The following is a 25,128-nucleotide window of genomic DNA, read 5'->3' as shown; positions in this document are numbered from 1 at the left end:
TAGGGATTTATATGGCTAGCATAAAAGACAAATCCACAGCCAAAATTAACACCTACATTTGGCATGGGATAAACCGCAAAGGTGAAAGAACCTCCGGGGACTATAAAGGGGCTAGTGAGAAAGACGTCAAAGATGCTTTACGTAAGCAAGGTGTCAATGTCACTAAACTAAAAAAGAAACCCGAGCCATTATTTAGTTTCGGTTCATCTAACAAAATTACTCCGATGGATATGGCGATGATAACACGCCAGATAGCAACAATGTTATCTGCTGGTGTACCGCTAGTTCAAAGCATGAAGATTGTTGCAGATGGTCATGAAAAGCCAAAAATGAGAGAACTACTCACGGCTATTAATAATGATATTCAAGCCGGCGTGCCTGTTGCTGACTCTCTTCGCCCACACCGAAAATACTTCGACGACTTATATTGTGACCTTGTGGCGGCAGGTGAGCACTCAGGCTCACTAGATACTGTGTACGATCGCATTGCGACTTATAAAGAAAAAACTGAAGCGCTAAAGTCAAAAATTAAAAAAGCATTATTTTATCCGGCCGCTGTTATTGCGGTAGCGTTCGGTGTCACTATGTTGCTATTAATCTTTGTAGTGCCACAGTTTGAAGAAATATTTGCAGGCTTCGGGGCAGAACTACCAGCGTTTACTCAATTAATACTAAAAATTTCCCGCGCGGTGCAAGACTATTGGTACATCATATTTGGCGTTTTAGGCTTTTCAATTTTTGCCTTTCAACGTGCCCACTTTAACTCACAAAAAGTTCGAGATAAAACTGACCATGTTCTATTGAAACTTCCTATCATCGGATCAATTTTACATAAGTCTTCAATCGCACGGTTCAGTCGTACACTAGCAACGACCTTTAACGCAGGTGTCCCGTTACTTGAAGGCTTAGAATCGGCCGCAGGAGCTTCAGGCAATGCATTATATCGCGATGCGATCCTCAGTGCCCGACGAGAAGTAGAGTCTGGGTTAATGCTCAATATAGCTATGCGCACCACTGGCGTATTCCCCGATATGCTTATTCAAATGATAATGATTGGTGAAGAGGCTGGCTCTATTGATGACATGCTCAATAAAGTTGCTGCTATCTATGAAATGGAAGTTGACGATGCGGTTGATGGGCTAACCACCTTAATCGAGCCAATGTTAATGGTCGTAATTGGTACCATTGTTGGTGGCTTAATCATCGGCATGTATCTACCGATATTTGAAATGGGTAATGTTGTTTAACCCCCTATTTTTCCTATTAAAAAAAAGCTAAAAGAACACGAATAAATGAATGATTTTGTAAATGTGATGGTTAATTACCCTTGGTATTTTTACGGGGTAATTACAATACTCGGTTTATTAGTTGGCAGTTTTCTCAATGTGGTGATCCATCGCCTGCCCATTATGATGGAGCGTGAATTTAAAGCTGAAGCTAAAGAGTATTTTGAGCTACCAGATGAAAAAGATTCAACTGCTAAGCACGCGACGGCATATAACTTAATCGTCCCTCGTTCAGGCTGCCCTAAGTGTGGACATCAAATTACGGCACGAGAAAACATCCCTGTTGTTAGCTATTTATGGCTGAAAGGGAAATGTAGCCAATGTCAAACCCCCATTTCAACACGCTACCCAATGGTCGAGTTAATAACGGGGATTTTATCTTTGGTTGTAGCTTGTACATTTGGTCCGACTTGGCAATGTGTTGCAGCGCTATGCTTTACATGGAGCCTAGTCGCTTTAACCTTTATCGATTTTGACACCATGCTGTTGCCCGACTCCATCGTCTTACCTATGCTATGGTTTGGTTTAATCATCAACCTTAACGGCACATTCGTTGATTTAAATAGTGCTGTCATTGGTGCTGTTGCTGGTTACATGAGTTTATGGACTGTATTTTGGTTATTTAAAATACTCACCGGCAAGGATGGCATGGGCTATGGTGATTTTAAACTCTTTGCGTTAATCGGTGCTTGGCTTGGTTGGCAGTATTTGCCACTAACGATCATTTTGTCATCACTTGTTGGTGCAATTATTGGCATCACAATATTAGCGGTCCGTGGGCAAGATAAAAACATCCCTATCCCCTTTGGTCCTTATTTAGCAATTGCAGGTTGGATTGCATTAATTTGGGGTGAACAAATTAACCAGTTATACCTCCAATCTATTGGGCTATGAGTATGCCAGCTGATAAAAAATATATTGTCGGCCTAACCGGCGGAATAGCTAGCGGTAAAACAACGGTTGCTAATTTATTTATGGAGTTAGGCATTGATGTGGTTGATGCCGACATTGTTGCTCGAGAGGTTGTTGCTCAAGGGACTCATGCACTGAACGCCATCGCTAAAAAATTTGGTGATGCCGTGATTGATGAACAAGGTGAACTTAAACGCTCTGAGCTTCGTCGGATCGTTTTTGCTGATAACCAAGCAAAAGCTTGGTTAAATGAACTACTCCACCCAATAATCCGCCAAGAGATTACAAGGCAACTGCAACAAACTCAATCAACATACTGCTTACTTGTTGCACCTTTGTTAATTGAAAACAACATTCAGACAATGGTAAATCGCGTGTTAATCATTGACGCTTCGGAACAACAACAACTCAAACGAACTATGGAGCGAGACGGTTGCGATGAAGCCCAAGCACAAGCAATAATGTCATCGCAGTTGGAGCGTAATTTACGCTTAAGTCATGCAGATGATATTATAGAAAACACAGGAATGATCAATAAGTTGACTAATGATGTAAAAAAATTGCATCATAGCTATCTTGAACGTGCTCTGGAAGGAACCGGAAACTAAAAGGTTGATCAAAAACCTTTATTTAAAGCACAATAATAAAAACTGGTTCACTATTCAACAAGCTATAAAGCATTGAGTAGGTATTAACATTAACAATGTAAAATAATAACAACAAATGTTAATAGAATGGTGAGTTATATTACATACACAATAATAATTATTATGTCTGACACTATTATCTATGAGTATCCATTAACAGAAAAAATTCGATGTTATTTACGTATCGAACAGCTAAGTAAGCAATTACACGCATACCAAAGCTTACAACAGCCAGAGTTATTTAAACCATTCTTTTCTGCGTTATTTACGTTAGCAGAGCAAGTGGATCGTGGCGAGTTCAAAAAAGAGCTATTACGTGACTTGGACACGAGAAAGGTTTCTTTAAACCAGTGGTTTGATGTTGAAAGTATCGACAAAGAGCAATTAAATAAGTTAATTAAAAAAATTGATAGTTTTAACTTTAGCCAAGCTCAGCCTAATAAAGTACATGCATTAATCAGCCAAGACCCTTTGCTAGTGCAAATAAAGAATAAACAATCCCTACCTGGTGGAGGTTGTGAGTTTGACACACCACTACTTCATTATTGGCAGCATTTACCCCAACATCAACGTTTGAGTGATATCAATAAATGGTTAGCACCTTTTGAACAAACCATTGAAGCAGTCACTCTACTACTTCAGTTACTTAGGGAGTCCTCAACGTATTACGAACAGGTGGCAACCGATGGTTTTTTCCAGGATGGCTGCACCGAAAGCCAACTGGTGAGAATAAAAGTAGCCGTTCATCAAGGTTGCTACCCTTGCATTAGTGGTTATCGTAATCGTTATTCTATTCGCTTTATCTCTTGGAATGAGCAACCACTTCATGATATAAACTTCGCCCTTGCCTGCTGCTAATCAAAGAGAGCTCCATGACTGAAGTAAACTGCCCAACTTGTGACAAAACTGTACTATGGATAAAAGAAAGTACTTTTAGACCATTTTGCAGTGAGCGCTGTAAACTCATCGACTTGGGGGAATGGGCAAGTGAAAATAATACCATTGCAGGCCCGTCATTAAATAATGAACTAGCGATAGATGAATTTGACTTGCCATTAAATGACGAATTTTTTCAACCAGATGAATAACCAGACTGGTATTAATAGTAAGGTTACTCTTTGATTAATAGATCAACAATCGGTTGATTAGCATCAGGGAATTGATAATTCGCTAAGTCGACTTTATCGACCCATTTTATCTGCTGTTGCTCCATGCCTTGGGCAACACCACTAAACTCACTGACTTGCCACACGTCAAGTACAACAAGTTTATCTCCATAGTCATATTCGAGCTTAATTAACGGACTCGCTTGTTCAACATTGATATTGACTTCCTCATTCAATTCACGGCTCAATGCGTCAAATGTTTGCTCTCCTTGTTCAATTTTCCCACCTGGAAACTCCCATTTTCCACCTTGGTGAAGGTGCTCATGACGAAGCGCCAAAAGTATTTGACCTTGGCGGTTAGTTACAACACCAACAGCAACTGCAATCTTTTTCATAATTTATATTATCCGTTTTCTTCCCAGCAATATAAGCAAATCAATTCTCTCGCTTGGTATTCCGGTGGGTTATTGCTATATTCATTGCTTATTATACTTCGAAAAACATAATTTGTAGTGACAAGCGATGCCAATGGAACGAAAAGAATCTGCACTTCCAACAGGTATTACATTTAGTGATACCCAAAAACATTACCATTCGACGCAAGCGTTACCATTGCTTATCATTGATAATGAGCAATGCCAAGCGGTTATATCCCTTTATGGTGGTCAAATTTTAGAGTTTACACCTAAGGGGAAGCCAGCAGTGTTATGGCTTAGTCCACTGGCAACGTTTGAGCAAGGTAAAGCAATTCGTGGTGGAATTCCAATTTGCGCACCATGGTTTGGCGCTCACTCGTGTAAGCCATACCCTAGCCACGGTTTTGCCCGAACTAGCCTGTGGCAATTAGATGATGTATCAACTCTCGATAACCAGAACCAGCAAGTCACTCTGTCACTAACGCCTAATACAATGACGCGCAAAGTGTTTCCTTATGAGTTCACAATGCGAGTTCATTTCACTCTAGGCAGAGAATTGACGGTTGAATTTAGCGTCGAAAACCAAAGCGAACAAGCAATCCCTTGTGAGTGGGCACTACACAGTTATTTTAATGTCGATGACATCAACAAGACATATGTTACAGGGTTGGATAATCAAGATTATGTCGATACAGTTAACCAACTAGAAGCCACGCTCTTAGGTGAACTGACTTTTTGCACAGAGGTGGACCGATACTTTACACAAACTCAAGGAGAGCAAACAATAAACTCACAGCATCAGTTAATCATTGCTGGCGACAATTGCCCTAGTGTGATCACTTGGAACCCTGGTCAAGAGTTAGCAAGTAATATGGCTGATATAGGGGAAGAGTTTTATCACCAATTTGTTTGTGTTGAGCGCGGAGCGATAAAAGATCAGCAGTGGTTTATTGCCCCCGGTGAGCAAAAGAGCGCGCGCCTTTATATTACTCAGCACCTAAGCTAGTTAATAAGTAGTGATTGATTATTGCGCTTCTCGATAGAGTTACTTAAATTAAAAGAGAGCGCATAGCTGGCTAATGTCAGCAACAAACTTAATGGTTTAAGGAGATAACGCAGACGTCGGTCATCAGGTTTTCTTGATACAACCAATATAACCTCTCATTTGATACTGAGTGCATATGCTAAACTTATTTACTAGGTTTAATAAAACCTAGCCCTTCATTCTTAATAAAAAACATGAGTAAAGCTTCAATAGCGAGTTTTTTGACCAAGTTAAATCTAAAGTAATAAAAAAATATGCCAAAGGCTTTATATGTCACTCATTCCGAGATAAAGTGAGCCTACAAATCATTATTATAACTGAGTCATGGTTAACCTTTATCGTCGAAAGCAACTCCTAGAAACACTTCCGAGCTCATCGGTTTCTGCCGCTGATATTTCAGTGCTGTTAACGGCAAAGGATTATTTAACACAACTACTGTCCCTCATTAATAGTGCAACAACTCGTATATATATTACGGCCCTTTACCTTGAGAATGATGAAGCAGGACGTTTAGTTGTTGAACACCTCATTGCCGCAAAACAGCGCTGTCCAGAGTTAGAGATCAAGGTGTTTGTCGATTTTCATCGAGCACGACGAGGCTTAATAGGACAAAAAAATTCAGAAGGGAATGCCGCTTTTTATCGTGATATCGATATTGCGCACCCTGATTTAATCAAGTTTTATGGCGTTGCAGTAAAACAACGTGAGCTCTTTGGGGTATTACACCTTAAGGGGCTAGTTATCGATGACACTTTGTTATATACCGGAGCAAGTATTAATAATATTTACCTCCACTATAAAGAGCGTTACCGCTACGACCGCTATTGCACCATCAACTCCATTGCCTTATCCGATAGCTTTGTTGATTACCTGAATGACGCATTAATCCCAAGCGAAGGTGTTTACCTATTTAATCGTTACCCATTAGTACTTGATAATAAATTCAAGAAAAAAGTCGCCAATCAACACAAACAGCTTAGCCGAGTAAAATACCAGCTACCGCAGCACAGTAACGCTGACTTAACCGTGACACCATTAATTGGCTTGGGCAAACGTAATAACCAACTGAACAAGGTTATCCACCAGCAAATGCTGCAAGCTCAAGACAACCTTGTTTTGTATACTCCATATTTCAACTTACCCGGCGTACTGAAACGCGATATTGCAAGGTTATTGCGTCGAAAAATAAAAATTGAAATTATAGTCGGTGATAAGAGAGCCAGTGATTTCTTTATTCCAGAAGATCAGCCTTTTAATAAGATTGGCTTAGTACCCTACTTATACGAAACAACGTTATTGCAATTTGTTAAGCGCCATCAGAAGTCGATCAATAATGGCTTATTAACTATTCGCTTATGGCAACATGACAATAATTCATTCCACTTAAAAGGAATGAAAGTTGATGATCGTTATCATTTATTAACAGGCAATAACCTTAACCCACGAGCTTGGCGCTTGGATATAGAAAATGGCCTAATGATTGATGACAAACAGGGCCAGTTGATTGACACTTTTGCTCAAGAACATCAGCAAATCATTAAGCATACGACAGAAGTGAAGCACTGGAACCAAATCCAGACAGCAAACGATTATCCATTAATTGTACGAAAGTGGTTAAATCGCTTACGCCGCACGAACCTTGATAAACTATTTAAACAATACATGTAACTCGAATGTAGACTATATTGCGTGGTATTAACTTTTATCACGCTTTTTATAACCTAGCGGGCTTTTAAAGAAGTTTCTACTCGTTGCAACCAAGTGATTCCAGCGTCCTAGCAGTCTCTTTTGATAACGTGTTTCACAATCTAAGGCACTGGCTTCATCGCTAAGCCACGTCTCATTAAATAACGACTTGGCATACATTACAGCATCAGGGGAACGTTTAGTCAGGGAGTGAGCAAAGGCTAAAGCCTCTTGGAAAGGGTCATCACTAATTTTACTAATTAACCCGAGTTCAAGCGCCTCTGACGCTTCAAAAACTCGACCAGACATTGTTAGTTCTTTAGCGACATCAATACGTGTTAACTCCCTTAAAGTAACACTTAAGCTCATATCAGGAATAAGCCCCCATTTAGCTTCCATTATTGAGAATCGACAATCAGGGGTTGAATAGCGAAAGTCAGCCCCTAGAGCAATTTGCATTCCACCACCGAAACATGAACCATGGGTTACTGCAATAACAGGCACAGGGACTGAACGCCATAAATAGCCAACATCTTGTGCTAAGTTAGATAAATTCCCTTGCTCTTTTTTTAACAGTTTAGGAACATTAAGTGGCTTTTTCATTACCGAAAGCATATCTAAGCCAGCGCAAAAGCCTTTACCTTCGCCACGGAGGATTACTGCGCGAATGGCACGATTTAGTTTTAGTTCATTGATAGTTTTAGTTATAGCTTCAAACATGGCCATATCGAGCGCATTGTATTTCTCACCTCGATTAAGACTAACAATTGCTATCTTTTCTCTATATTCAACCTTGACTCTTGATTCCATAACAACCTCTGGACTGACCAGTAAATATAATCATTAAAGCATCATTATTTCATGAGAGCTAGAGATTTTATTGCACAAAAAAGCCGATTAACAATCACTAGAATCATTAACCGGCTTTTCAACGGGCTGACTTTAACAAGCTTAACCGTTATTTTATGGTGATCCGTGCAAATTTACGCTTACCGACCTGGTAAACCTTGGTGGTACCAACTTCAGCTTGATATTTATTATCAGCACATTTTTCACTATCAATTTTGACCGCACCTTGCTTAATCATGCGGTTCGCTTCAGATGTACTAGTCACTAAGCCAGCTTCTTTTAATAGATTTGGAATTGGCATCGCGTCTAAATCCAATTCAGGCATTTCATCTGGAATAGCTTTCTTCTGGAAACGATTGATAAATTCTTGATGCGCTTTTTCAGCATCTTCTTCAGTATGGAAACGGGCAATAATTTCCTTAGCCAAAGCAATTTTAATATCACGAGGATTAGCCCCTTCAGCGATATCGGCTTTAAATTGCTCGACTTCACTAAGCGGTCTAAAGCTTAATAATTCATAATAGCGCCACATTAAGACATCTGAAATAGACATGATTTTACCAAACATTTCAGATGGAGCGTCATTAATACCAATATAGTTATTTGCAGATTTAGACATTTTCTTAACGCCGTCTAAACCTTCAAGTAATGGCATCATTACCACGCACTGCGGCTTTTGACCATTGGCTTTTTGTAGTTCACGTCCCATTAGTAAGTTAAACTTCTGATCTGTACCACCAAGCTCAACATCCGTTTCCATTTCTACTGAGTCCCAACCTTGCAGTAACGGGTATAAAAACTCATGTATCGCGATTGGCTGACCACCGGCATAACGCTTTTTAAAATCATCTCGCTCTAGCATGCGGGCAACAGTTTGGTTTGATGCTAACTTGATCATCCCTGCCGCACCTAGTTGCTCTAACCAAGTCGAGTTAAATGCAATTTTAGTTTTGTTAGGGTCGAGAATTTTAAACACTTGCTCAGTATAAGATTCTGCATTCTTTAAAACTTGCTCTTTAGTCAGTGGAGGACGTGTTGAATTCTTACCCGTTGGATCCCCAACCATTGCGGTGAAGTCACCAATAAGAAATGTAACCTCATGGCCTAACTGCTGAAATTGGCGCAGCTTATTAAGAATAACGGTGTGACCTAAGTGAATGTCTGGTGCGGTAGGGTCAGCACCTAGTTTAATACGAAGTGGGCGGTCTAATTTTAGTTTCTCAATTAATTCTTGCTCAACAAGAATTTCATCAGCACCACGTTGAATCTCTGCCAGTGCATCAGCTACTTGTGACATTCACTGCTCTCCTGAATGTTGTATAAAACCTAAAATGCGACTAAATGGCACAAAAATGTTATAAATATTAAAAAATATAGCATTTTCTTGACCCAAATCTGAGTTGTAGGTTTAAGGTTATAAATAAAGCTGGTAATCTTACTTTATTAAGAAGCTAATTAGAACTTATATAGAGTATAAATAGCCCCCCTTTTCAAATATTAATTTAAAGGTTGTATTTTAAGTTATGACTCATTTATACCAGCGGTTACCTCTTCGTCATAAACAGTTACTTATCGCGGTTTCTGTGGTCACTGGTTTTTTATTTTTATTGCCGAGCGATAATGCTAAAGCCTCAAAGTCAACCGATTCTGCTAGCACGCTAGAAGTAGCAAAGCGCTATACTGTCGATGTACCCACTACGAATATCGCTCCAACGGCAGGTTCTTCTTTAGCCCCAATGAGTCGCTTACCTGAAGCGCCTAGTCACGTAACACCACAAGCAATACCCCATAGAAGTACTGAGGTATTAGCAAACTCAACAACAAAGGTTGAACCGTCAGGCACAGCACTTAAACAAATGGATTCGTTACATTGGAAAAAGGTCAAGGTCAAATCTGGAGATAACCTTGCTTTAATCTTTAATCGCGCAGGTTTTAGTGCCAAAACATTACATAAAATTACTAGCTTAGGTAAGGCCACTAGCGCATTAAGAAAAATTATGCCGGGGCAAGTTATCCACTTTGGTGCTAACAGCGAACAAGAATTAGTTAAGCTAAAATACCAACAAGACATCATCAATACTTTAGAAATTACTAAAGTGGATGATAAGTTTACTGTAGAAAAAGTAACTAAAGATTTAGAAACCAGAGAACGAATTGCCAGTGCAACCATTAACTCAAACTTCTGGAATGCTGCCGTAGACGCTGGCCTTGAAGCTTCAGTTATCATGAATTTAGCCAACATTTTTGGTTGGGATATTGATTTTGGTTTAGACATTCGTCAAGGCGATCATTTTAGCCTCGTCTATGAGACAAAATATCTCGATGGTGTTGAAGTAAAAACTGGAAAAATTTTAGCCGCCGAATTCATTAACCAGGGCCGAAGCTATCAAGCTATTCGACATACCGATGGAGAGTATTATTCGGCAACAGGGCGTAGTATGCGTAAAGCGTTTTTACGTGCACCGGTAAACTTCAAATATATTAGTTCAAACTTTAACCCTAGACGCTTACACCCAGTAACCGGACGCGTCAAAGCGCATAATGGTATCGATTATGCTGCAAAAACGGGCACCCCAGTGGTTGCTGCGGGCTCAGGAACAGTTATCGCTTCAGCATACAATAAGTACAATGGTAACTACGTATTTATTAAACACGGTGAAAAGTACGTCACTAAATATCTTCATTTATCAAAAAAGTTTGTTCGTAAAGGGGCAAAAGTAAAACAAGGTCAACGTATTGGTAATGTGGGAGCAACTGGCCGCGTTACCGGCGCTCACTTACACTATGAATTCTTAGTCAATGGCTCTCACCGTAATCCTCGTACCGTTAAATTGCCTAAATCACAGTCGATAGATAGAGACGAAAAGTCTGCTTTCTTAGCGATTGCGTCAAATCGCATGGAGCAATTATCTGCTAATCAAAGAGTTATGTTAGCAACGAACAATGAATAATGACTCTTCTAGACAATACTATGTCGGACTGATGTCCGGCACTAGTATGGATGGTGTTGATGCAGCGCTTGTCTGCTTTAACAATGGCAAGCCATCTTTAGTTAGCTCACATTCCAAAGAAATCCCTAATGAGTTATTAGAAAAACTTCACCACCTATCCAAACCCTCGACCCAAGATATTAATTTATTAGGACAATGCGATCGAGCTTGTGGGGAACTCTTTGCACAAACAACCAATGAGTTACTCAAAAAAGTAAACTTAACCCCTGAAGACGTAATTGCAATTGGTTCACATGGACAAACGGTTAGGCATATGCCCAACGAGAGCCACCCCTTCACCATTCAAATCGGTGATCCCAATACAATATCAGTGCTCACCGGCATCGATACTATCGCTGATTTTCGGCGAAAAGATATTGCATTAGGGGGGCAAGGCGCACCTTTAGTACCGGCATTTCACCAAACTGTATTTCATGAGCCAAACCAAAGTAGAGTAATTCTCAACATCGGTGGTATTGCAAATATTACTTGGCTCGGCAGAGAAACAAGTGATGTTTGTGGCTTTGATACAGGCCCTGGCAATACCTTATTAGACTTATGGCACAACAAGCATCACCCTAGTGAAAGCTTTGATTCTCAAGGGGCTTGGGCAGCATCTGGCAAGGTAAATGAGGCTTTATTACAACAAATGCGACAAGAGCCTTACTTTAAACTAGCAGCCCCAAAAAGTACTGGGCGAGAGCTATTTAACTTAGCATGGTTAGATAAGCATTTATTAAATTATTCCCGATTATCAGCCAGCGATATTCAAGCAACGCTTTGCGAATTAACTGCCGCGTCTATTGCTCAAGATATTAAGGGAATAGGAACCCCAAATCAGATATACATCTGTGGTGGCGGTGTTTTTAATATTCATTTAATCAAGCGACTATCTCGATTGCTTCCGAATACGAAGATACAATCAACTGAAGTAGCAGGCATAGATCCACAATGGGTTGAAGCAATCGCTTTTGCTTGGTTAGCCTATTGTTTTAACAATAAATTGACGGGTAATCTGCCACGAGTTACAGGTGCCAAAAAAGCGGCAGTTTTGGGCTCATTTTTTCCGGCAAACTAGGTAAAAGCTTGCCACGGTATAATTTAAAGCAAAAAAAAGAGCCTCGAAAGGCTCTATCAATTTCGCGAAGCGTCTTACTTGATTTTACGCCAAGCTTTAATTTTGCGCCAAGCTTCAGCTTCTTTTGCTTGGTCACTCGTCTCAACAGGCTTAATGCTAATCGCACGCCAGCTCTGCTTTTCTTCTATTTTAGCTTCTACTGAAGGTTTTGCATCCGCTTTACGCCATGCAGAGTTTTCCCCAGAAAGTGAAGTAGCAAACGCAGCTGAAGAAACTAAAGATAAACCTAACACTGAAGTTAATAATAAAGATTTCATAAGTATCCCTTAAAAAGTTATTTAATTGTCAATTTTTTGTTATAACGATTAAATAAATGCGAATACCATGCCAGTTTTCAAAAGCTTAGCTATAAAACTCTTTCTGTGTCAAAGACGCTCTTTTTAATAAAAATGAAGTAAAATCTTGCTCTGAGAGTGGCCTTGAGAAATAAAAGCCTTGAACAGTTTCACAACCCAGTAAAGACAGTGCTTGTAGCTGATCTTTATCCTCAACACCTTCGGCAACAACGGAAAGCCCCATATTATGAGCAATAGATATTATTGACGCCACCATATGGCTCTCGCCTTTTTCAACGGCTAAATCGTCAATAAATGCTTTGTCGATTTTTAAAGTGTGAATCGGGAAGCGTTTTAAATAACTCAGTGATGAGTAACCCGTTCCAAAGTCATCTAACGCCAAATGGATACCTTTACTCGTCAATTTTTCCATCGTTGCAATAGCGAGCTCAGGGTCTTCAATGACGGTACCTTCAGTTATCTCTAGCTCTAAGTTCTCCTGAGGTAATTGAGCGCACGCTAACGTATGTTCAATTCGTTGTAGTAAATCTTCTTGTGCAAACTGTTTTGCAGCGAGATTAACTGCCACACGCCCATTAAATAAGCCATTTTTCCGCCATTGCTGGGTTGCAAAACATGCTTTTTCTAATACTTTTTCACCTATTGCAATAATCAATCCCGTGTCTTCTGCTATCGGAATAAATTCATTAGGGCTAACTATACCTAGCTCCGGGTGAATTAGTCTGACTAAGGCCTCCATACCTGAAACTTCCTTTGTTTCAATATCAATTTTAGGTTGGTAGTACACTTCAAACCAATCATTTTTTAATGCTTGTCTGATCATACTTTCAACTTGTAAACGGCGTACCGCTGAATCATTCATCGAGGAACTAAAGAATTGATAGCTAAACCCTGTTTCAGATTTAGCGTGGTACATGGCAGTATCAGAACTTTGCAACATATTTTCCGCGGTTTCACCATCATTCGGATAAATTGCAACACCAACACTACAACTCATCACAAGTACCTGACTTGCCAGATAGAATGGAGCCTGCATTGAGTTTTCTATTTCATAAAGCACTTGGGTAATCGTACTAATTTGATCGATATCTTCTAAAAGAACGGCAAACTCATCGCCTCCGAGGCGGCAAAGAAGGTGCTGACAATTGATCTCTTGGTCAATACGTTCAGCGATCATACACAGCAGCTTATCGCCTTCATCATGCCCCATTGAGTCATTGATTTTCTTAAAATTATCAATATCCATAGTGAGGAGAGCATGTGGCTCTTTACGTCTAATCAAATTACGATGAGCATATTGAAAATAAGAGCGGTTTGGAAGCTGGGTCAGAGGGTCAATATTAGATAGGTTTCGAAGCTCTTCTTCCGTCTCTTTACGGTTGGTAATATCTGAAAAGGCTGCAACATAATGACTCACCTCATCATCACCATCACGCATTGAAGTGAAGTGTAACTCTACGTAACAATACTTACCATTAGCTTTAAGCGTTTTAACTTCACCATCCCAATCAATCCCTTGAGCGAGCCTTGCTTGAATTTGCTCTGTAACGCCACCAGGGTAAGTATTAAAGATACGTTTATTACCGATGACATTTTCAGGAGATAGCCCAGTAATTTTTTCAAAGGACTTATTTACATCAACGACATTAAATTCTAGATCTAAAATATAAATTGCATCGGAGATATTTTCCATTACATCAGCTTGTAAGTTAAGCCTTAGCTCAGCGTCTTTCAATGCAGTAACGTCTCGAATAGTGCCAGCAATACGCGTCGCTTTGCCATCTATTGCACGTGAGACCACTTTAGCTCGGTCAACAATCCATACCCATTTATTTGGTTCATCATGGCGTTTTATTCGATAGTTAGCTTCAAAAAATTCACTATCGCCTTTGATATGTTCCATTAATAAAGTGATTACATGGTCGCGGTCATTTGGATGAATTTTTTCATAAGATGAATCCTTCAAACCCTCATAATCAAAAGGTTGCCAATGCTTGGTACGGTAGACCTTGTTAGTGATTAAGTCCCAATCCCACATCAGGTCACCACTTCCCCACAAGGAAAGCTCAAGTCTTTCTTTGCTCTGCTTTAATTTAAATGCAGATTCACGGCGCTGTTGAACAACTCGTATAATGATGATGGCAATGATAATTATAATAGCGATATAGCTAAACAGTGCGTATTTAGATAACCATAACGGCGGTAAAATGTTAACTTCTACTGACTTAGAGGCAACCTTTTCAGAGCCATTATTTAGAAAAGCCTCAACTTCTAAGGTGTAAGTGCCAAAGTTTAGGTTTGTATATGTAGCTGTTCTTGTTGATTTACTTGGTATCCAGTCGACATCAACCCCTTTAATCATGTAGCGATAAGAAACTTTGTCCGGTCGAGGATAATTAATTAAGTTGTAAGTAAACTCAAATGGGTAGTCGCTATAATTTAAGGTCACCAAATCGCTCTCAATAATCGAGCGCTGGAGGCGTGTAAGCTGCCCCTCTACTTCTCCAATTTTCACGTCACGGTTAAACAAATTAAAATCTGTAAATAAGAGATGAGCATCTAAAACCTTCTCACCTTCTTTAGTTGTGCTATCGATGAAATTCAGCCCACTGACACCGCCAAAGAAGAGAAGCCCATTTGACGCTAAAAGAGCACTATTATCATTAAAGTCGGTGCCCAACAACCCGTCAGCTTTGTTAAAGTGCTCTATTGAATTGTCTTCATTAACTCGACTGATCCCCTGATCTGTTGAAAGCCATAACCTGCCAAAATCATCAACTAATACAGAATATATGTTACGAGCTAACAAGGAGGGAGCAGCAAAGTGATTTTTCTGTTCTAAAGTTTCATAATCTAATAAGTAAATACCATCCGAGGTGGTTGCAACATAGATACCGCGCGGATTTACGTGCACAAAGCTAACCGTTTTCCCCTTAAGTAAATGAGACTCAATAGATTTTCGCCTTTCCAAGTCAGCAATAATCAGCCCCTGGAATGTACCAATATATATATTCTTCTCATGAGATGTCAGTGTAGTCACATAAGTAGTGGCTTCTATATCACCTAAAACGCTTTCAAGAGGCTTAGGTGCTGCAGGTTGCTCACTAAATAACTGTCCACCTTCAATATTTAAATGTTCGTTAAGCGAAACTCGGTATAGCCCATCCCCCCATGATCCAAAGTAAAGGAAATCATCAACAATAACTATATATGTCACTTCTTTATCTGATATCAGTTTCTTAGATTCAGCAAAACTAGAAGCGCGAATATCAAATCGATATAAACCACTATCACCACCAACGAAAAGGTAATTTTCATTATCGAACGCTAATGTTTTTGTTCCTTGCATATTAGTTTCGAACAGTGTAATTTTTTCAGAATCTAAACTAAGTCTCCTTATCATCGACGAGTTACTCGCACTCCATACGTCACCATTCATATCCTCTTCAAGAGACCAAATTGCTTCTTGTTCTGGTTCACTCCCAATTGAGCTAAGGTCTTTAAAATAATGGCTCTGCTCAGTATGCTTTACTAACCCACTAACATTTGTGCCAAACCACACCGTGCCATATTTATCTTTTAAAACACTATGAACAGTTTGACTATTATTAAGCCTCTCTAAAACTTCTAATTGTTGATTTGATACTTTGTACTTTGTTATTCCGTTTGAAGAGCCCACCCATAGGCGATGATCATTATCGAACGCTCCCGAAAAAAGCTCACCGGACTCATCATCATTTAACTGTAAAACTGTTGCAAAGGAGTTATTGCTATATCGAACAATCTTACGTTTGTATATTAAATAAAGTGAACTACCGTCACCTACAACTTCGTTTATAGTACCGTTTGGAACACTTGAGTTATTAATCTCTTTTAAAGCATTTCCTTTTAAGTCAATAATATAATTCACCCCAAGTCGACTTGATAACCACAATAAGTCATTATTGGCCTGATAAATTGTCTTCACTTCCTTCACTGAGTGGCTTTCATTTTTAAAATGAAAGTTCTGCAATTCAAATTGCTCACTGTCAAAATCGTATTTATGTAAGCCTGTTTTTGTCCCTACCCATAAATTACCCTTACTATCTTCATAAATACTTAAAATTTCTTGATCCGCTAAGTTAAATGGCTTGTGTAAGAAGTCTTCTTGAGAAGGTAAATAAAGATTTAAGCCATTATCAGTTCCAACCCACAGTTGCCCTTTGCTATCAACGTATTGGGTTCTAATATAATTATCTGAAAGTGCACTGTTTTCTTTATTAAATAGCTTGAAATTTGTTCCATCAAAACGACTCACGCCACCTAAACTACCTAACCAAAGAAAGTCATTGTTGTCTTGAACAATATTAGTCACTGTGGGTTTCGTTAGTCCTTGTTCAGGACCAAAATAGGTATACTTCGCAGAGCTAACGGGCCCTTGCTGAAGAGTAAATTGTGCGTTCTCAGCTAATGTTTTAGTAGGGAATAGACTAAGGCCCCCCATAAAAAGAAGAAAACTGAGACAACAAAATTTCTGTGATAGGTTCATATACTGCGACCTAGATAGTAATTGATCATGAAAATAAAGGTTGAATTACAGATACGATCTTCATGATACGATTCAGGTATTGATAACCTATCATAAAAATAAATTAAATTACTAACAATTATACACTTTCCAACGAAATGAAGGGGTGAGTGGTTAAAATACGTCACCTAATAAGTTAGGTGACGAGAATGTGAGAGCGAATATGTAGTTACTGCTTGATCGCAACAATATCAAGTTCTACACGACGATTTGCTTGTCGACCGTCGACCGTTTTATTAGATGCTATTGGCATATCAGAACCAAAACCTCGGCTCATCAAACGATTTGAAGCAATGCCTTGTGATTGTAGGTAGTTAGCAACAGATAAAGCTCTGTTTGCCGATAAGGTTTGATTAGACTGTGCATTACCAGTACTGTCAGCATGGCCACCCACCATTAATTGCGTATCTTTAAACTTAGTTAAGACCCGTACCACACCACCTAAAGTTTGATGGAAGCCAGGGTTAATATCATATTTAGATGTTTCAAAAGTAATGTTTCCAGGCATAATTAGACGAATCTGATCTCCGTTTCGCTCGACCTGTACACCCGTACCGGCCATTTCTTTACGCATTTCTTCTTCCTGAGAGTCCATGTAGGCACCAATACCAGCACCGATTGCGCCACACCCTAACCCAGCATTTCGAGCATGTTTACTATTTTTCTTCGAGCCAATAAGTGCACAAACAACTGCTGCACCTACACCATACTTCGTAGCATTATTTGTTTTCGTTTCGCCAGTATAAGGATCTGTCGTTTGACAAGCAGATAGAGAGAGTGTTGAGATAACCACCGCAGCCACGGAAAGTTTTTTGTTTAATCGTTTCATATAAAATACCTTAATTAAGCGTTTATAGTTCATCTTAGCTGTGAACTATTATACTAGCAAAAGTTCAAAAATAGCTTACTAAAGCTGAACTTAAGCTAAATAAAAGCAAACACCTTCGACACCGAGTGCAAGATTTAATAATTCATGATTAAAACTGTATAAAGTATGGGGTTAAATCAAGTTATTACCAATAAAAACTGAATAACATAGCGCAATATTTAGCTTTTATTATTACACTAACGTGTAGCTGTTATTCATAAGCTTTAACTTTATTCTCAATAATTTAGTTCACTCTATAAAGACACTAGGACTTAGCTATGAGCCGTAACCCGATAAATCGTTTACTTAATCCACAGTCTATCGCTGTCATTGGTGCATCAAATAATATTAACCGCGCTGGTAACTTGGTTATGAGGAATCTACTACAAGGTAACTTTAGTGGTCCTATAATGCCAGTCACCCCTAAACATGCTGCAGTTTGTGGTGTTTTGGCTTATAAAAATATTGCATCGCTGCCGCATATTCCTGACTTAGCAGTTATCGCAATTAGTGCAAAAAAGGTAACCTCGATTTTATCTGAGTTGGGAGAACTAGGTTGCCAATACGTTATTATATTAGCGGCAGGAATCGATCAACTCCCAGAAGAAGATGGTTTATCAGGTAATCAGCAAGTATTAAAAATTGCCAAATCTTATGGTATTCGTTTACTCGGAGGCAGCAGCCTAGGGATGCAAATCCCTCACTTAGGCTTAAACGCAAGCTTTTCTCATCAGCAAGCGCTACCAGGAAAAGTGGCTTTTATCTCTCAATCCTCATCTATTGCGACAACAATGCTTGACTGGGCTAATCATAAAGGCATTGGCTTCTCTCATTTTGTATCAGTCGGTGAAACCTTAGATCTCAACTTTAACGAACTACTCGACTATTTAGGGCGAGACAATAAAACCCAAGCAATTTTGCTTTATATCGATAGTATTAACGATCATCGCCACTTTATGTCAGCAGCGCGTACAGCCGCCCGTTCAAAACCAATCATCGTGATAAAATCTGGGCGAACCTACGAAGGACAACTTTCAGTGATTAAGCATACAGGGCAACATGCTGGAAGTGATGTCGTCTACGATGCGGCATTCAAACGCTCAGGTATGCTGAGGGTTAATGATTTACACGAACTGTTTGCAGCGTTTGAAACGCTCGCCTACTCAAAACCTTTAAAAGGGGAACGCCTCGCGGTAATAACAAACGGTGGAGCTCCCGGGATTATGGCAGTTGATGCTTTAATCTCTCGAGGAGGAAAGCTTGCTCAATTGGAGCCCGAGATACTCGAAAAGCTAAATGGCTTTTTGCCAAGCTATTGGTCTCATACCAACCCCGTTGATATCGCAGGGGATGCAACCCCTAAAAGGTTCGCACAAGCGGTTGGTACAATACTTGAATCAAGAGAAATAGATACTTTGCTCATTATCCATTCACCAAGTGCTACGGCATCAGGTGAAGACTTTGCAACTGAAATCGTTAATCATATAAAAACCAATAAGCATGCAAAGCGAATTAACATTTTAACCAACTGGATTGGTGAAGATTCAGCTTATGCTGCAAGAAGAATTGTCAGAAAAGCAGGTTTACCCACTTACAGAACCCCTGAAGGTGCCGTAGGTGCATTTATGCATATGGTTGAATATCGCCGCAACCAACGCTTACTGCAGGAAACCCCTAAATCTATTTCTCGCCATTATGCAACAGACCCAAATAGAGTAAGAGAAATTGCCCAAACCCTAATTCAGCAGGGGCACTCAATCATCGATTTAAATTTAGCCCAACCACTTTTAGCAACTTATGGGTTAAAAGCCCTTGCAACGAAGTTAGTTGATACACCAGAGCAAGCGAAAGAGGCAGCTCAAGAAATCGGTTTTCCTGTCGCACTGAAAATCGGTGCGCCTAGCTTAACTCATAAATCAGACATCGGTGGCGTTGTACTCAACTTAAATAGTGCTGAGCAAGTTGAAGTGGCTGCCAACGGAATGTTAGAGCGAGTGGCAGCTTATACTGATGACGTTTCATTCAATGGCTTAACTATTCAGAAAATGGCATCCACCGCAGGTGCTCAAGAGCTGCGTTTTGCCATGCATAATGATCCCGTATTTGGACCTGTTCTATACATTGGTGAAGGAGGGTCTAATTGGGATGTCGCACAAGATGCAGCGGTAGCGCTCCCCCCTCTTAATACTGCACTAGCTAGATACATGTTAATCAGCGCATTAAAAGCAGGAAAGATAAAAGATCATCGTGCGATACAAGCTTTAGATATTAATGCGCTGTCTATCGTATTGACTCAGCTATCCTACTTGATTATTGACTGCCCAGAGATAGCTTCACTCGATATTAACCCGATGTTAGTTAGTGGTGAGGACATCACATTACTTGATGTGAATATAAAGCTACAAGCATGTGACAGTGACGGAGCACAGCGCCTTGCTATACGCCCTTACCCTAAAGAGCTAGAAGAGTTGTTTTTACTTCGGGATGGCCGGGAAGTCTTACTCCGCCCTATCAAAGCGGAAGATGAACAATCCCACATTGAATTTAACGACAACCTCAGTAAAGAGGATCGCTATAAGCGTTTCTTTGGCGAAGTCGGGCAATTAAGCCATGAAGAAATGGCCAAAATGACACAAATTGATTTTGACCGTGAAATGGCTTTTATCGCGACCTATCGTGATCCTGATAATAAATTCCATACACTCGGCGTTGTGCGAGCAATCACAGATCCAGAAAACCATGAAACCGAATTTGCTGTTGTTATTCGAAGTGATATGCAAGGCCAGGGTTTAGGTAAAAAGTTAATGGTCAAAATGATTGATTACTGTAAGCACCGTGAAACAGTCACTATGCTTGGATTAACGTTACCACAAAATGCAGGAATGGTTAGCCTTGCAAGAAAACTAGGCTTCAAGGTCAAGTTTGATATTGAAGAAGGTTGGGTTGAAATGAAGCTCGATCTCCAATCATATAACTTAGCTTAAATCACATCGGTAGTCCCTTTCAGTAGGTTAATAGTATTTAAAAATTAATTTTTACGTTAACCTACTGAACATCAATAAGATCGCTCCTTCATACGAAAAGCAGCTCACAAAACGACCTAAAAAAACTTCAAATACAAATCAATATCATTTATACTTCACAAATAAATCTTAGTAGGAATTATTTTCATGTACGTTTGTGTCTGCCTTGGAATTACCGATACTGATATCCGCAATGCGGTGAAAGATGGTGGTGAGACAATGAGGTGTTTAAAAGAAAAATTCGCCATCGCTAGCGAGTGTGGTGGATGTGTACCTCTAGCAAAGCAAGTGTTGAATCAAGAGCTAGCTGCAACTTCTGATTATTATCAGGTCGCTTAATCCCGAAAAAGAAAGTGACTTCCCTTTCAGCTCAAGTAAAAGGTTAGTTAGCCTATTACTATAGGCCAGCTAATGATCTGACATGAGCAACGACACTTCGTCCTAGGGCATCAGGCACATAACCACCTTCAAGCATTGAGACTATCCCTTCACAGTTTAACTCATGTGATAAATCGACTAGTTGTCCAGTGACCCACGAGTAATCGGAGTCTTCTAAATTCATTTCCGCCATATCATCATCACGATGGGCGTCAAAGCCAGCAGAAATGAACAATAGCTGAGGCTTAAACTCTCTTAAGGCAGGCAACCAATATTCTTCCACCGCATTACGAAACTCTTGTGACCCCGCCCCCGCTTTTAATGGTGCTTTGATATGCAAGGGATTAGGTGTCGAAATGTCAGAGTAAGGAAAAAGCGGGTGCTGAAAAGCAGAACAAAACATCACTTGGTCGTTATCTCTAAAGATATCTTCAGTCCCATTCCCATGGTGAACATCAAAGTCGACAATGGCGACTCGTTCAAGGCTTAGCTTTTCCAAAGCATATGCAGCAGCGACGGCAATATTATTATAAAAGCAAAACCCCCCTGCTTTAGCGCGCTCAGCATGATGACCAGGAGGCCTAACATTACAAAAAACCGCTTTATGATCACTCCCATAAACCAAATCAACTGCTTGCACACCAGCGCCAGCGGAACGCACCGCAGCCTTAAGGGTATTAGGGCACATTTGAGTATCAGCATCAACATTAACTAGGCCTTCGCTAGGTAACATTTCCTCTAACTCAGCAAGATATAAACTATCGTGAACTCGCAGTAAATCAGCTTTATTTACTGGTTTAGCATCGAAATGATCTAGGCTATATTCCAAGCCACTTGCAATTAACCTATCAGAAACCGCGTCAATACGAGCGGGATCTTCTGGGTGTCCATCTGTCATCTTATGACGGCGGCAATCAAAGTGTGAAATAATAGCAGTGCTCATAGCAATAACCCTATTAAGTTAAGGTATTAAATATTACCACCATGCTATCATTATTACTCCGATAAAGTACTGGACTTAAGTATCAAAATTATCCACAAATTTTAATACTACACGCGATATGATAGTCATCTGACGCCATTTCATCGCAGCGTAAAACCAATCCACTAGCAACTAACGGTGGGACGCCTCCTGAAGAAATAACCTCTATACTTATCTGTGTGTCAATCACCAGTTGGCGGCTTGAACGGAATGAAATCCCTTCTGCGCTGAGGTTTAGTAGTTGGCCATGGAAGGTTTCAGCACCATTACTAACTCTATATTTAACGTCACTTTCAACATTCATTCTTGAAAAAACACGTTTATCGCCACTAGAAACGAGCATATCTGATCCTTTTTAAAGTAAACTACATATATAGATTAGCTTATTAACACTGATTTATCTCTCTATTTACTCTCGTATTGGCTAGGCAATGTATATGCTCAAAATATCAAATTCCATCACTATCAATGATACTGAAATCGAGATGCAGTTTATTCGCTCTCAAGGTGCAGGTGGCCAACACGTCAATAAAACGTCAACAGCCGTTCACCTCTTCTTTGATATTAAGGCGAGCGAATCTTTACCTCAAAGATTAAAAGACCGTTTGCTGACTATGGCAGACCATAGGATTTCCAAGTCAGGAAAAGTCATTATAAAAAGCCAAGGGAGTCGTAGCCAAGACGCCAATAGATCAGAGGCATTAGCCCAGTTAGCCGCATTAATACAAAAAGCTAACACGCAAGATAAAAGACGGATAGCCACTAAGCCAACCTTTGGCTCCAAAATGAAACGTCTCGATAAGAAAAATCAGCGAGGAGAAAAAAAGCAATTACGCAAGGCTGTAAAGTATTAACCAAAAACTAAAGCGGCTACCTTACAAAACTGACTACTTAACGAAGACTTTACCACCAATAATTTTAAAAGCCGGAGCACCTCTTATCATGGTTTCTCGAGCAAACTGCTGCTCGCATTCAGGGCACATACCCGATACCGAGGTGTAATCCTCGGTAATCCTTTCTTTGAAACATTTAACTAAACTGCCCTTTCCCCCTTTACGATATTTATAAAGCAAGGCGCGACAATTAAAGCAAAATATCTTAACTGCTTTTTGAGGTAATTTTTTATTGGGTTTTGACATAGATTATAAGGACCGCACCTTAAGCCAAATATTTAAGGTGCCTCTCTACCTTTTACTATCGAGTATTTGTTGAATTTTATCTAGCTCTTCAGGGCTAAACTCACCATGATTAATTAATTTAAGAATAGCATCAACGTGCCCTTTCAAAACAACATTCTCTTGGTCAAGTTTGAATTTATAGACATTGCTATTAGCTGGAGCTTCACCGCTATTGTTGTAAACAATGTCAGCTTCTTTACCATCAATGACGATAAACTTGTGTTTATGACGTTCACTTTCAATATTTTTTAACTCTTGCTCAACTAACTCCAACTCATGGACAGCCTCAATACGTGCTCTTACAGCTAGGGCATGTTCACGAAACATCAATTGTTCAAGCTTTTTTAACCCTTCTAACCTTTCAACCTTATCATAAGGCTTTAACTCTTTGAGCGTCACGACATCTGCTACTATTTCGTCTCCAGCGCCCTCAAGAAACACAACCTCATCAGCTGTCAGAGTACCAATATTCATATGAAGACGTTTAATTGCTATTGTGACTTTTTCAAATGCATCATCACTTAGCAATGCTAGTTTCTCTTTCAACAAATCAATATCTTTAATCTCTCCAGCAGAGAGAACAAACTTATGCTCTTTCCCATTATCATCAATAAAGATACTAGTTGGTTTACCAGCTTTCGCTTTAATCTCAATTTTTTTCTCTATCCCGCCTTTATCATCAAGAGGATCTAAGTTCATGTCACTAGTATACGCAGGCTGACTGATAATAAAAATTGAGGCAAATAAAGTATTCATGAGTGATACCAATCCGCTTAAAAATATGATCTAATATTGGTATTAAAACCAATATCGTCACAGTCACTATGGCATTAATCGATTCAAATGAATTAATTCGTCTATCGAAAAAAGAAAAAAATGCTAACAAGCGTATTCGCTTACTAGCCGTTGCACACTTTTTGGAGTGCCAAAATAGAACGCATGTCGCCAACACACTAAAAGTCAGCAGACGAAGTGTTAACAACTGGGTATCGAACTATTTATCTCAAGGTTTATCAGGCCTTGAAGATAAACCTCGTCTTGGAAGGAAAGCCCAACTATCACCTCAACAAACAAAACAGCTCGCCAGCTATATTGAGCATCAAGCAAAATCAGAAGTTGGTGGTCGATTAACTGGCCATGACATTAAAGACTATATATCAACTCAGTTTGGCGTTGATTACCACCTCAATCACGTATACAAGCTGCTTAAAAAGGTAGGCTTTAGTTGGATCAAAAGCCGTTCAAAACACCCAAAACAATCACAAAAAGCGCAAGACGAGTTTAAAAAAATTGAACATACAATGATCCAAACGATCCCTGGTACAGTGTCTTTGTCGCAAGTGGATATTTGGTTTCAAGATGAGGGTCGTTTTGGTCAACAAAACACAACAACAAGAATTTGGGCAAAAACGGGGACTCGCCCAAGAGCTGTCCAACAACAGCAGTTTGAGTATGCCTATATGTATGGAGCCGTCTGCCCAGCGACAGGCGAAACAGAAGCGATCATTACACCGCTAGTTTCTAAAGAAATGATGATCCAACACTTATCGCAGATATCAGAAAAAACAGAAGCTGGCCGATATGCCGTCGTCATTATGGATGGTGCAGGCTGGCACACTGATGATATTGCTTTTGAGTTTGATAACCGCTCAACCATCAAACTCCCTCCCTATTCCCCCGAGTTATACCAATCCGCTTAAAAGTATGATCTAATATTGGTATTAAAACCAATATCGTCACAGTCACTATGGCATTAATCGA

23 protein-coding genes are annotated in these 25,128 nt (G+C 39.7%); 13 read left to right on the top strand and 10 right to left on the bottom strand.

Annotation, left to right across the window (positions count from 1 at the left end):
- Nucleotides 1-11: 11 nt before the first annotated feature.
- The 5 genes from Q8W26_RS12835 to yacG all read left to right on the top strand — a co-directional run bounded on the left by Q8W26_RS12835 (nt 12) and on the right by yacG (nt 3,933).
- Complete coding sequence (locus tag Q8W26_RS12835) at nt 12-1,247, top strand: type II secretion system F family protein (RefSeq protein ID WP_305473581.1); 1,236 nt, start codon at nt 12-14, stop codon at nt 1,245-1,247.
- Nucleotides 1,248-1,292: 45 nt separating this feature from the next.
- Nucleotides 1,293-2,180, top strand: coding sequence for an A24 family peptidase (locus Q8W26_RS12830; protein WP_101213267.1), 888 nt, complete (start codon nt 1,293-1,295; stop codon nt 2,178-2,180).
- 2 nt (nt 2,181-2,182) lie between these two features.
- Entirely contained in the window at nt 2,183-2,806 is a 624-nt protein-coding gene (coaE, locus tag Q8W26_RS12825; protein WP_101213266.1) for a dephospho-CoA kinase, read from the top strand.
- A gap of 162 nt (nt 2,807-2,968) precedes the next feature.
- Nucleotides 2,969-3,703 carry a cell division protein ZapD gene (locus Q8W26_RS12820; RefSeq protein WP_305473579.1) on the top strand — a complete coding sequence of 245 codons (735 nt, stop codon included), beginning with the start codon at nt 2,969-2,971 and terminating at the stop codon, nt 3,701-3,703.
- A 14-nt stretch (nt 3,704-3,717) separates the two neighbouring features.
- The gene (yacG, locus tag Q8W26_RS12815; protein ID WP_101213264.1) at nt 3,718-3,933 is read left to right on the top strand and encodes a DNA gyrase inhibitor YacG; all 216 of its coding nucleotides are present in this window, start codon (nt 3,718-3,720) and stop codon (nt 3,931-3,933) included.
- 23 nt (nt 3,934-3,956) lie between these two features.
- On the opposite strand, the gene mutT is transcribed toward yacG, so the two are convergent.
- Entirely contained in the window at nt 3,957-4,349 is a 393-nt protein-coding gene (gene mutT, locus Q8W26_RS12810) for an 8-oxo-dGTP diphosphatase MutT (RefSeq protein WP_101213263.1), read from the bottom strand.
- Nucleotides 4,350-4,479: 130 nt separating this feature from the next.
- On the opposite strand from mutT, the gene Q8W26_RS12805 reads away from it, so the two are divergent.
- Together Q8W26_RS12805 and pssA are read left to right on the top strand one after the other, a co-directional pair.
- The gene (locus Q8W26_RS12805) at nt 4,480-5,373 is read left to right on the top strand and encodes a D-hexose-6-phosphate mutarotase (RefSeq protein ID WP_305473578.1); all 894 of its coding nucleotides are present in this window, start codon (nt 4,480-4,482) and stop codon (nt 5,371-5,373) included.
- 363 nt (nt 5,374-5,736) lie between these two features.
- Nucleotides 5,737-7,080 carry a CDP-diacylglycerol--serine O-phosphatidyltransferase gene (pssA, locus tag Q8W26_RS12800; RefSeq protein WP_101213261.1) on the top strand — a complete coding sequence of 448 codons (1,344 nt, stop codon included), beginning with the start codon at nt 5,737-5,739 and terminating at the stop codon, nt 7,078-7,080.
- A gap of 27 nt (nt 7,081-7,107) precedes the next feature.
- On the opposite strand, the gene Q8W26_RS12795 is transcribed toward pssA, so the two are convergent.
- Together Q8W26_RS12795 and tyrS are read right to left on the bottom strand one after the other, a co-directional pair.
- The gene (locus tag Q8W26_RS12795) at nt 7,108-7,908 is read right to left on the bottom strand and encodes a crotonase/enoyl-CoA hydratase family protein (RefSeq protein ID WP_101213260.1); all 801 of its coding nucleotides are present in this window, start codon (nt 7,906-7,908) and stop codon (nt 7,108-7,110) included.
- 148 nt (nt 7,909-8,056) lie between these two features.
- Nucleotides 8,057-9,244, bottom strand: a complete 1,188-nt coding sequence (gene tyrS, locus Q8W26_RS12790) for a tyrosine--tRNA ligase (protein ID WP_101213259.1) — start codon at nt 9,242-9,244, stop codon at nt 8,057-8,059.
- 226 nt (nt 9,245-9,470) lie between these two features.
- Between tyrS and Q8W26_RS12785 the strand changes: the two genes are divergently transcribed.
- Both Q8W26_RS12785 and Q8W26_RS12780 read left to right on the top strand, forming a co-directional pair.
- Nucleotides 9,471-10,898: a peptidoglycan DD-metalloendopeptidase family protein gene (locus Q8W26_RS12785; RefSeq protein ID WP_101213258.1), complete on the top strand. Its 1,428-nt coding sequence runs from the start codon at nt 9,471-9,473 to the stop codon at nt 10,896-10,898.
- Nucleotides 10,891-12,015, top strand: a complete 1,125-nt coding sequence (locus Q8W26_RS12780; protein WP_101213257.1) for an anhydro-N-acetylmuramic acid kinase — start codon at nt 10,891-10,893, stop codon at nt 12,013-12,015. The genes Q8W26_RS12785 and Q8W26_RS12780 overlap by 8 nt, the downstream gene beginning before the upstream one ends.
- Before the next feature lie 74 nt (nt 12,016-12,089).
- Here Q8W26_RS12780 and Q8W26_RS12775 read toward each other — a convergent pair whose 3' ends face one another.
- The 3 genes from Q8W26_RS12775 to Q8W26_RS12765 all read right to left on the bottom strand — a co-directional run bounded on the left by Q8W26_RS12775 (nt 12,090) and on the right by Q8W26_RS12765 (nt 17,767).
- Nucleotides 12,090-12,332, bottom strand: a complete 243-nt coding sequence (locus Q8W26_RS12775) for a hypothetical protein (RefSeq protein WP_101213256.1) — start codon at nt 12,330-12,332, stop codon at nt 12,090-12,092.
- An 85-nt stretch (nt 12,333-12,417) separates the two neighbouring features.
- Nucleotides 12,418-16,854, bottom strand: a complete 4,437-nt coding sequence (locus Q8W26_RS12770) for an EAL domain-containing protein (protein WP_305473577.1) — start codon at nt 16,852-16,854, stop codon at nt 12,418-12,420.
- Between the two features lie 253 nt (nt 16,855-17,107).
- Nucleotides 17,108-17,767 (bottom strand): OmpA family protein, encoded by a 660-nt coding sequence (locus Q8W26_RS12765; protein ID WP_101213254.1) that lies wholly within the window; start codon nt 17,765-17,767, stop codon nt 17,108-17,110.
- A 317-nt stretch (nt 17,768-18,084) separates the two neighbouring features.
- Here Q8W26_RS12765 and Q8W26_RS12760 point away from each other — a divergent pair, with 317 nt between their 5' ends.
- Entirely contained in the window at nt 18,085-20,790 is a 2,706-nt protein-coding gene (locus tag Q8W26_RS12760; RefSeq protein ID WP_101213253.1) for a bifunctional acetate--CoA ligase family protein/GNAT family N-acetyltransferase, read from the top strand.
- A 186-nt stretch (nt 20,791-20,976) separates the two neighbouring features.
- Nucleotides 20,977-21,168 carry a (2Fe-2S)-binding protein gene (locus tag Q8W26_RS12755; RefSeq protein WP_101213252.1) on the top strand — a complete coding sequence of 64 codons (192 nt, stop codon included), beginning with the start codon at nt 20,977-20,979 and terminating at the stop codon, nt 21,166-21,168.
- A 58-nt stretch (nt 21,169-21,226) separates the two neighbouring features.
- Here Q8W26_RS12755 and Q8W26_RS12750 read toward each other — a convergent pair whose 3' ends face one another.
- Both Q8W26_RS12750 and Q8W26_RS12745 read right to left on the bottom strand, forming a co-directional pair.
- Nucleotides 21,227-22,150, bottom strand: a complete 924-nt coding sequence (locus tag Q8W26_RS12750; protein ID WP_101213251.1) for a histone deacetylase family protein — start codon at nt 22,148-22,150, stop codon at nt 21,227-21,229.
- Nucleotides 22,151-22,238: 88 nt separating this feature from the next.
- Nucleotides 22,239-22,532, bottom strand: coding sequence for a PilZ domain-containing protein (locus tag Q8W26_RS12745; RefSeq protein WP_101213250.1), 294 nt, complete (start codon nt 22,530-22,532; stop codon nt 22,239-22,241).
- A 94-nt stretch (nt 22,533-22,626) separates the two neighbouring features.
- Between Q8W26_RS12745 and arfB the strand changes: the two genes are divergently transcribed.
- Entirely contained in the window at nt 22,627-23,043 is a 417-nt protein-coding gene (gene arfB, locus Q8W26_RS12740; RefSeq protein ID WP_101213249.1) for an alternative ribosome rescue aminoacyl-tRNA hydrolase ArfB, read from the top strand.
- Between the two features lie 33 nt (nt 23,044-23,076).
- Here the strand turns inward: arfB and Q8W26_RS12735 are convergent, their stop codons facing one another.
- Nucleotides 23,077-23,328: a hypothetical protein gene (locus Q8W26_RS12735; RefSeq protein ID WP_101213248.1), complete on the bottom strand. Its 252-nt coding sequence runs from the start codon at nt 23,326-23,328 to the stop codon at nt 23,077-23,079.
- Between the two features lie 45 nt (nt 23,329-23,373).
- Complete coding sequence (locus Q8W26_RS12730) at nt 23,374-24,123, bottom strand: hypothetical protein (RefSeq protein ID WP_101213247.1); 750 nt, start codon at nt 24,121-24,123, stop codon at nt 23,374-23,376.
- A 68-nt stretch (nt 24,124-24,191) separates the two neighbouring features.
- On the opposite strand from Q8W26_RS12730, the gene Q8W26_RS12725 reads away from it, so the two are divergent.
- A complete protein-coding gene (locus Q8W26_RS12725) occupies nt 24,192-25,067 on the top strand; it encodes an IS630 family transposase (protein WP_305473576.1) in 876 nt (291 codons plus the stop codon).
- Nucleotides 25,068-25,128 lie beyond the last annotated feature (61 nt).

The sequence above is a fragment of the Psychrobium sp. 1_MG-2023 genome, assembly GCF_030689115.1.
Taxonomy (GTDB): domain Bacteria; phylum Pseudomonadota; class Gammaproteobacteria; order Enterobacterales; family Psychrobiaceae; genus Psychrobium.
This window is presented reverse-complemented; position numbering and strand designations above follow the sequence as displayed.

What these genes read in the sequence shown, in the direction of transcription:
- Q8W26_RS12785 (WP_101213258.1), top strand. Translation starts at nt 9,471, where the DNA reads ATGACTCATTTATACCAGCGGTTACCTCTTCGTCATAAACAGTTACTT.
- yacG (WP_101213264.1), top strand. Translation starts at nt 3,718, where the DNA reads ATGACTGAAGTAAACTGCCCAACTTGTGACAAAACTGTACTATGGATA.
- Q8W26_RS12755 (WP_101213252.1), top strand. Translation starts at nt 20,977, where the DNA reads ATGTACGTTTGTGTCTGCCTTGGAATTACCGATACTGATATCCGCAAT.
- coaE (WP_101213266.1), top strand. Translation starts at nt 2,183, where the DNA reads ATGCCAGCTGATAAAAAATATATTGTCGGCCTAACCGGCGGAATAGCT.
- Q8W26_RS12750 (WP_101213251.1), bottom strand. Translation starts at nt 22,150, where the DNA reads ATGAGCACTGCTATTATTTCACACTTTGATTGCCGCCGTCATAAGATG.
- Q8W26_RS12735 (WP_101213248.1), bottom strand. Translation starts at nt 23,328, where the DNA reads ATGTCAAAACCCAATAAAAAATTACCTCAAAAAGCAGTTAAGATATTT.
- Q8W26_RS12760 (WP_101213253.1), top strand. Translation starts at nt 18,085, where the DNA reads ATGAGCCGTAACCCGATAAATCGTTTACTTAATCCACAGTCTATCGCT.
- Q8W26_RS12795 (WP_101213260.1), bottom strand. Translation starts at nt 7,908, where the DNA reads ATGGAATCAAGAGTCAAGGTTGAATATAGAGAAAAGATAGCAATTGTT.
- pssA (WP_101213261.1), top strand. Translation starts at nt 5,737, where the DNA reads ATGGTTAACCTTTATCGTCGAAAGCAACTCCTAGAAACACTTCCGAGC.
- Q8W26_RS12730 (WP_101213247.1), bottom strand. Translation starts at nt 24,123, where the DNA reads ATGAATACTTTATTTGCCTCAATTTTTATTATCAGTCAGCCTGCGTAT.
- Q8W26_RS12830 (WP_101213267.1), top strand. Translation starts at nt 1,293, where the DNA reads ATGAATGATTTTGTAAATGTGATGGTTAATTACCCTTGGTATTTTTAC.
- Q8W26_RS12765 (WP_101213254.1), bottom strand. Translation starts at nt 17,767, where the DNA reads ATGAAACGATTAAACAAAAAACTTTCCGTGGCTGCGGTGGTTATCTCA.
- Q8W26_RS12835 (WP_305473581.1), top strand. Translation starts at nt 12, where the DNA reads ATGGCTAGCATAAAAGACAAATCCACAGCCAAAATTAACACCTACATT.
- Q8W26_RS12775 (WP_101213256.1), bottom strand. Translation starts at nt 12,332, where the DNA reads ATGAAATCTTTATTATTAACTTCAGTGTTAGGTTTATCTTTAGTTTCT.
- Q8W26_RS12820 (WP_305473579.1), top strand. Translation starts at nt 2,969, where the DNA reads ATGTCTGACACTATTATCTATGAGTATCCATTAACAGAAAAAATTCGA.
- tyrS (WP_101213259.1), bottom strand. Translation starts at nt 9,244, where the DNA reads ATGTCACAAGTAGCTGATGCACTGGCAGAGATTCAACGTGGTGCTGAT.
- Q8W26_RS12770 (WP_305473577.1), bottom strand. Translation starts at nt 16,854, where the DNA reads ATGGGGGGCCTTAGTCTATTCCCTACTAAAACATTAGCTGAGAACGCA.
- Q8W26_RS12780 (WP_101213257.1), top strand. Translation starts at nt 10,891, where the DNA reads ATGAATAATGACTCTTCTAGACAATACTATGTCGGACTGATGTCCGGC.
- Q8W26_RS12745 (WP_101213250.1), bottom strand. Translation starts at nt 22,532, where the DNA reads ATGCTCGTTTCTAGTGGCGATAAACGTGTTTTTTCAAGAATGAATGTT.
- Q8W26_RS12805 (WP_305473578.1), top strand. Translation starts at nt 4,480, where the DNA reads ATGGAACGAAAAGAATCTGCACTTCCAACAGGTATTACATTTAGTGAT.
- arfB (WP_101213249.1), top strand. Translation starts at nt 22,627, where the DNA reads ATGCTCAAAATATCAAATTCCATCACTATCAATGATACTGAAATCGAG.
- Q8W26_RS12725 (WP_305473576.1), top strand. Translation starts at nt 24,192, where the DNA reads ATGGCATTAATCGATTCAAATGAATTAATTCGTCTATCGAAAAAAGAA.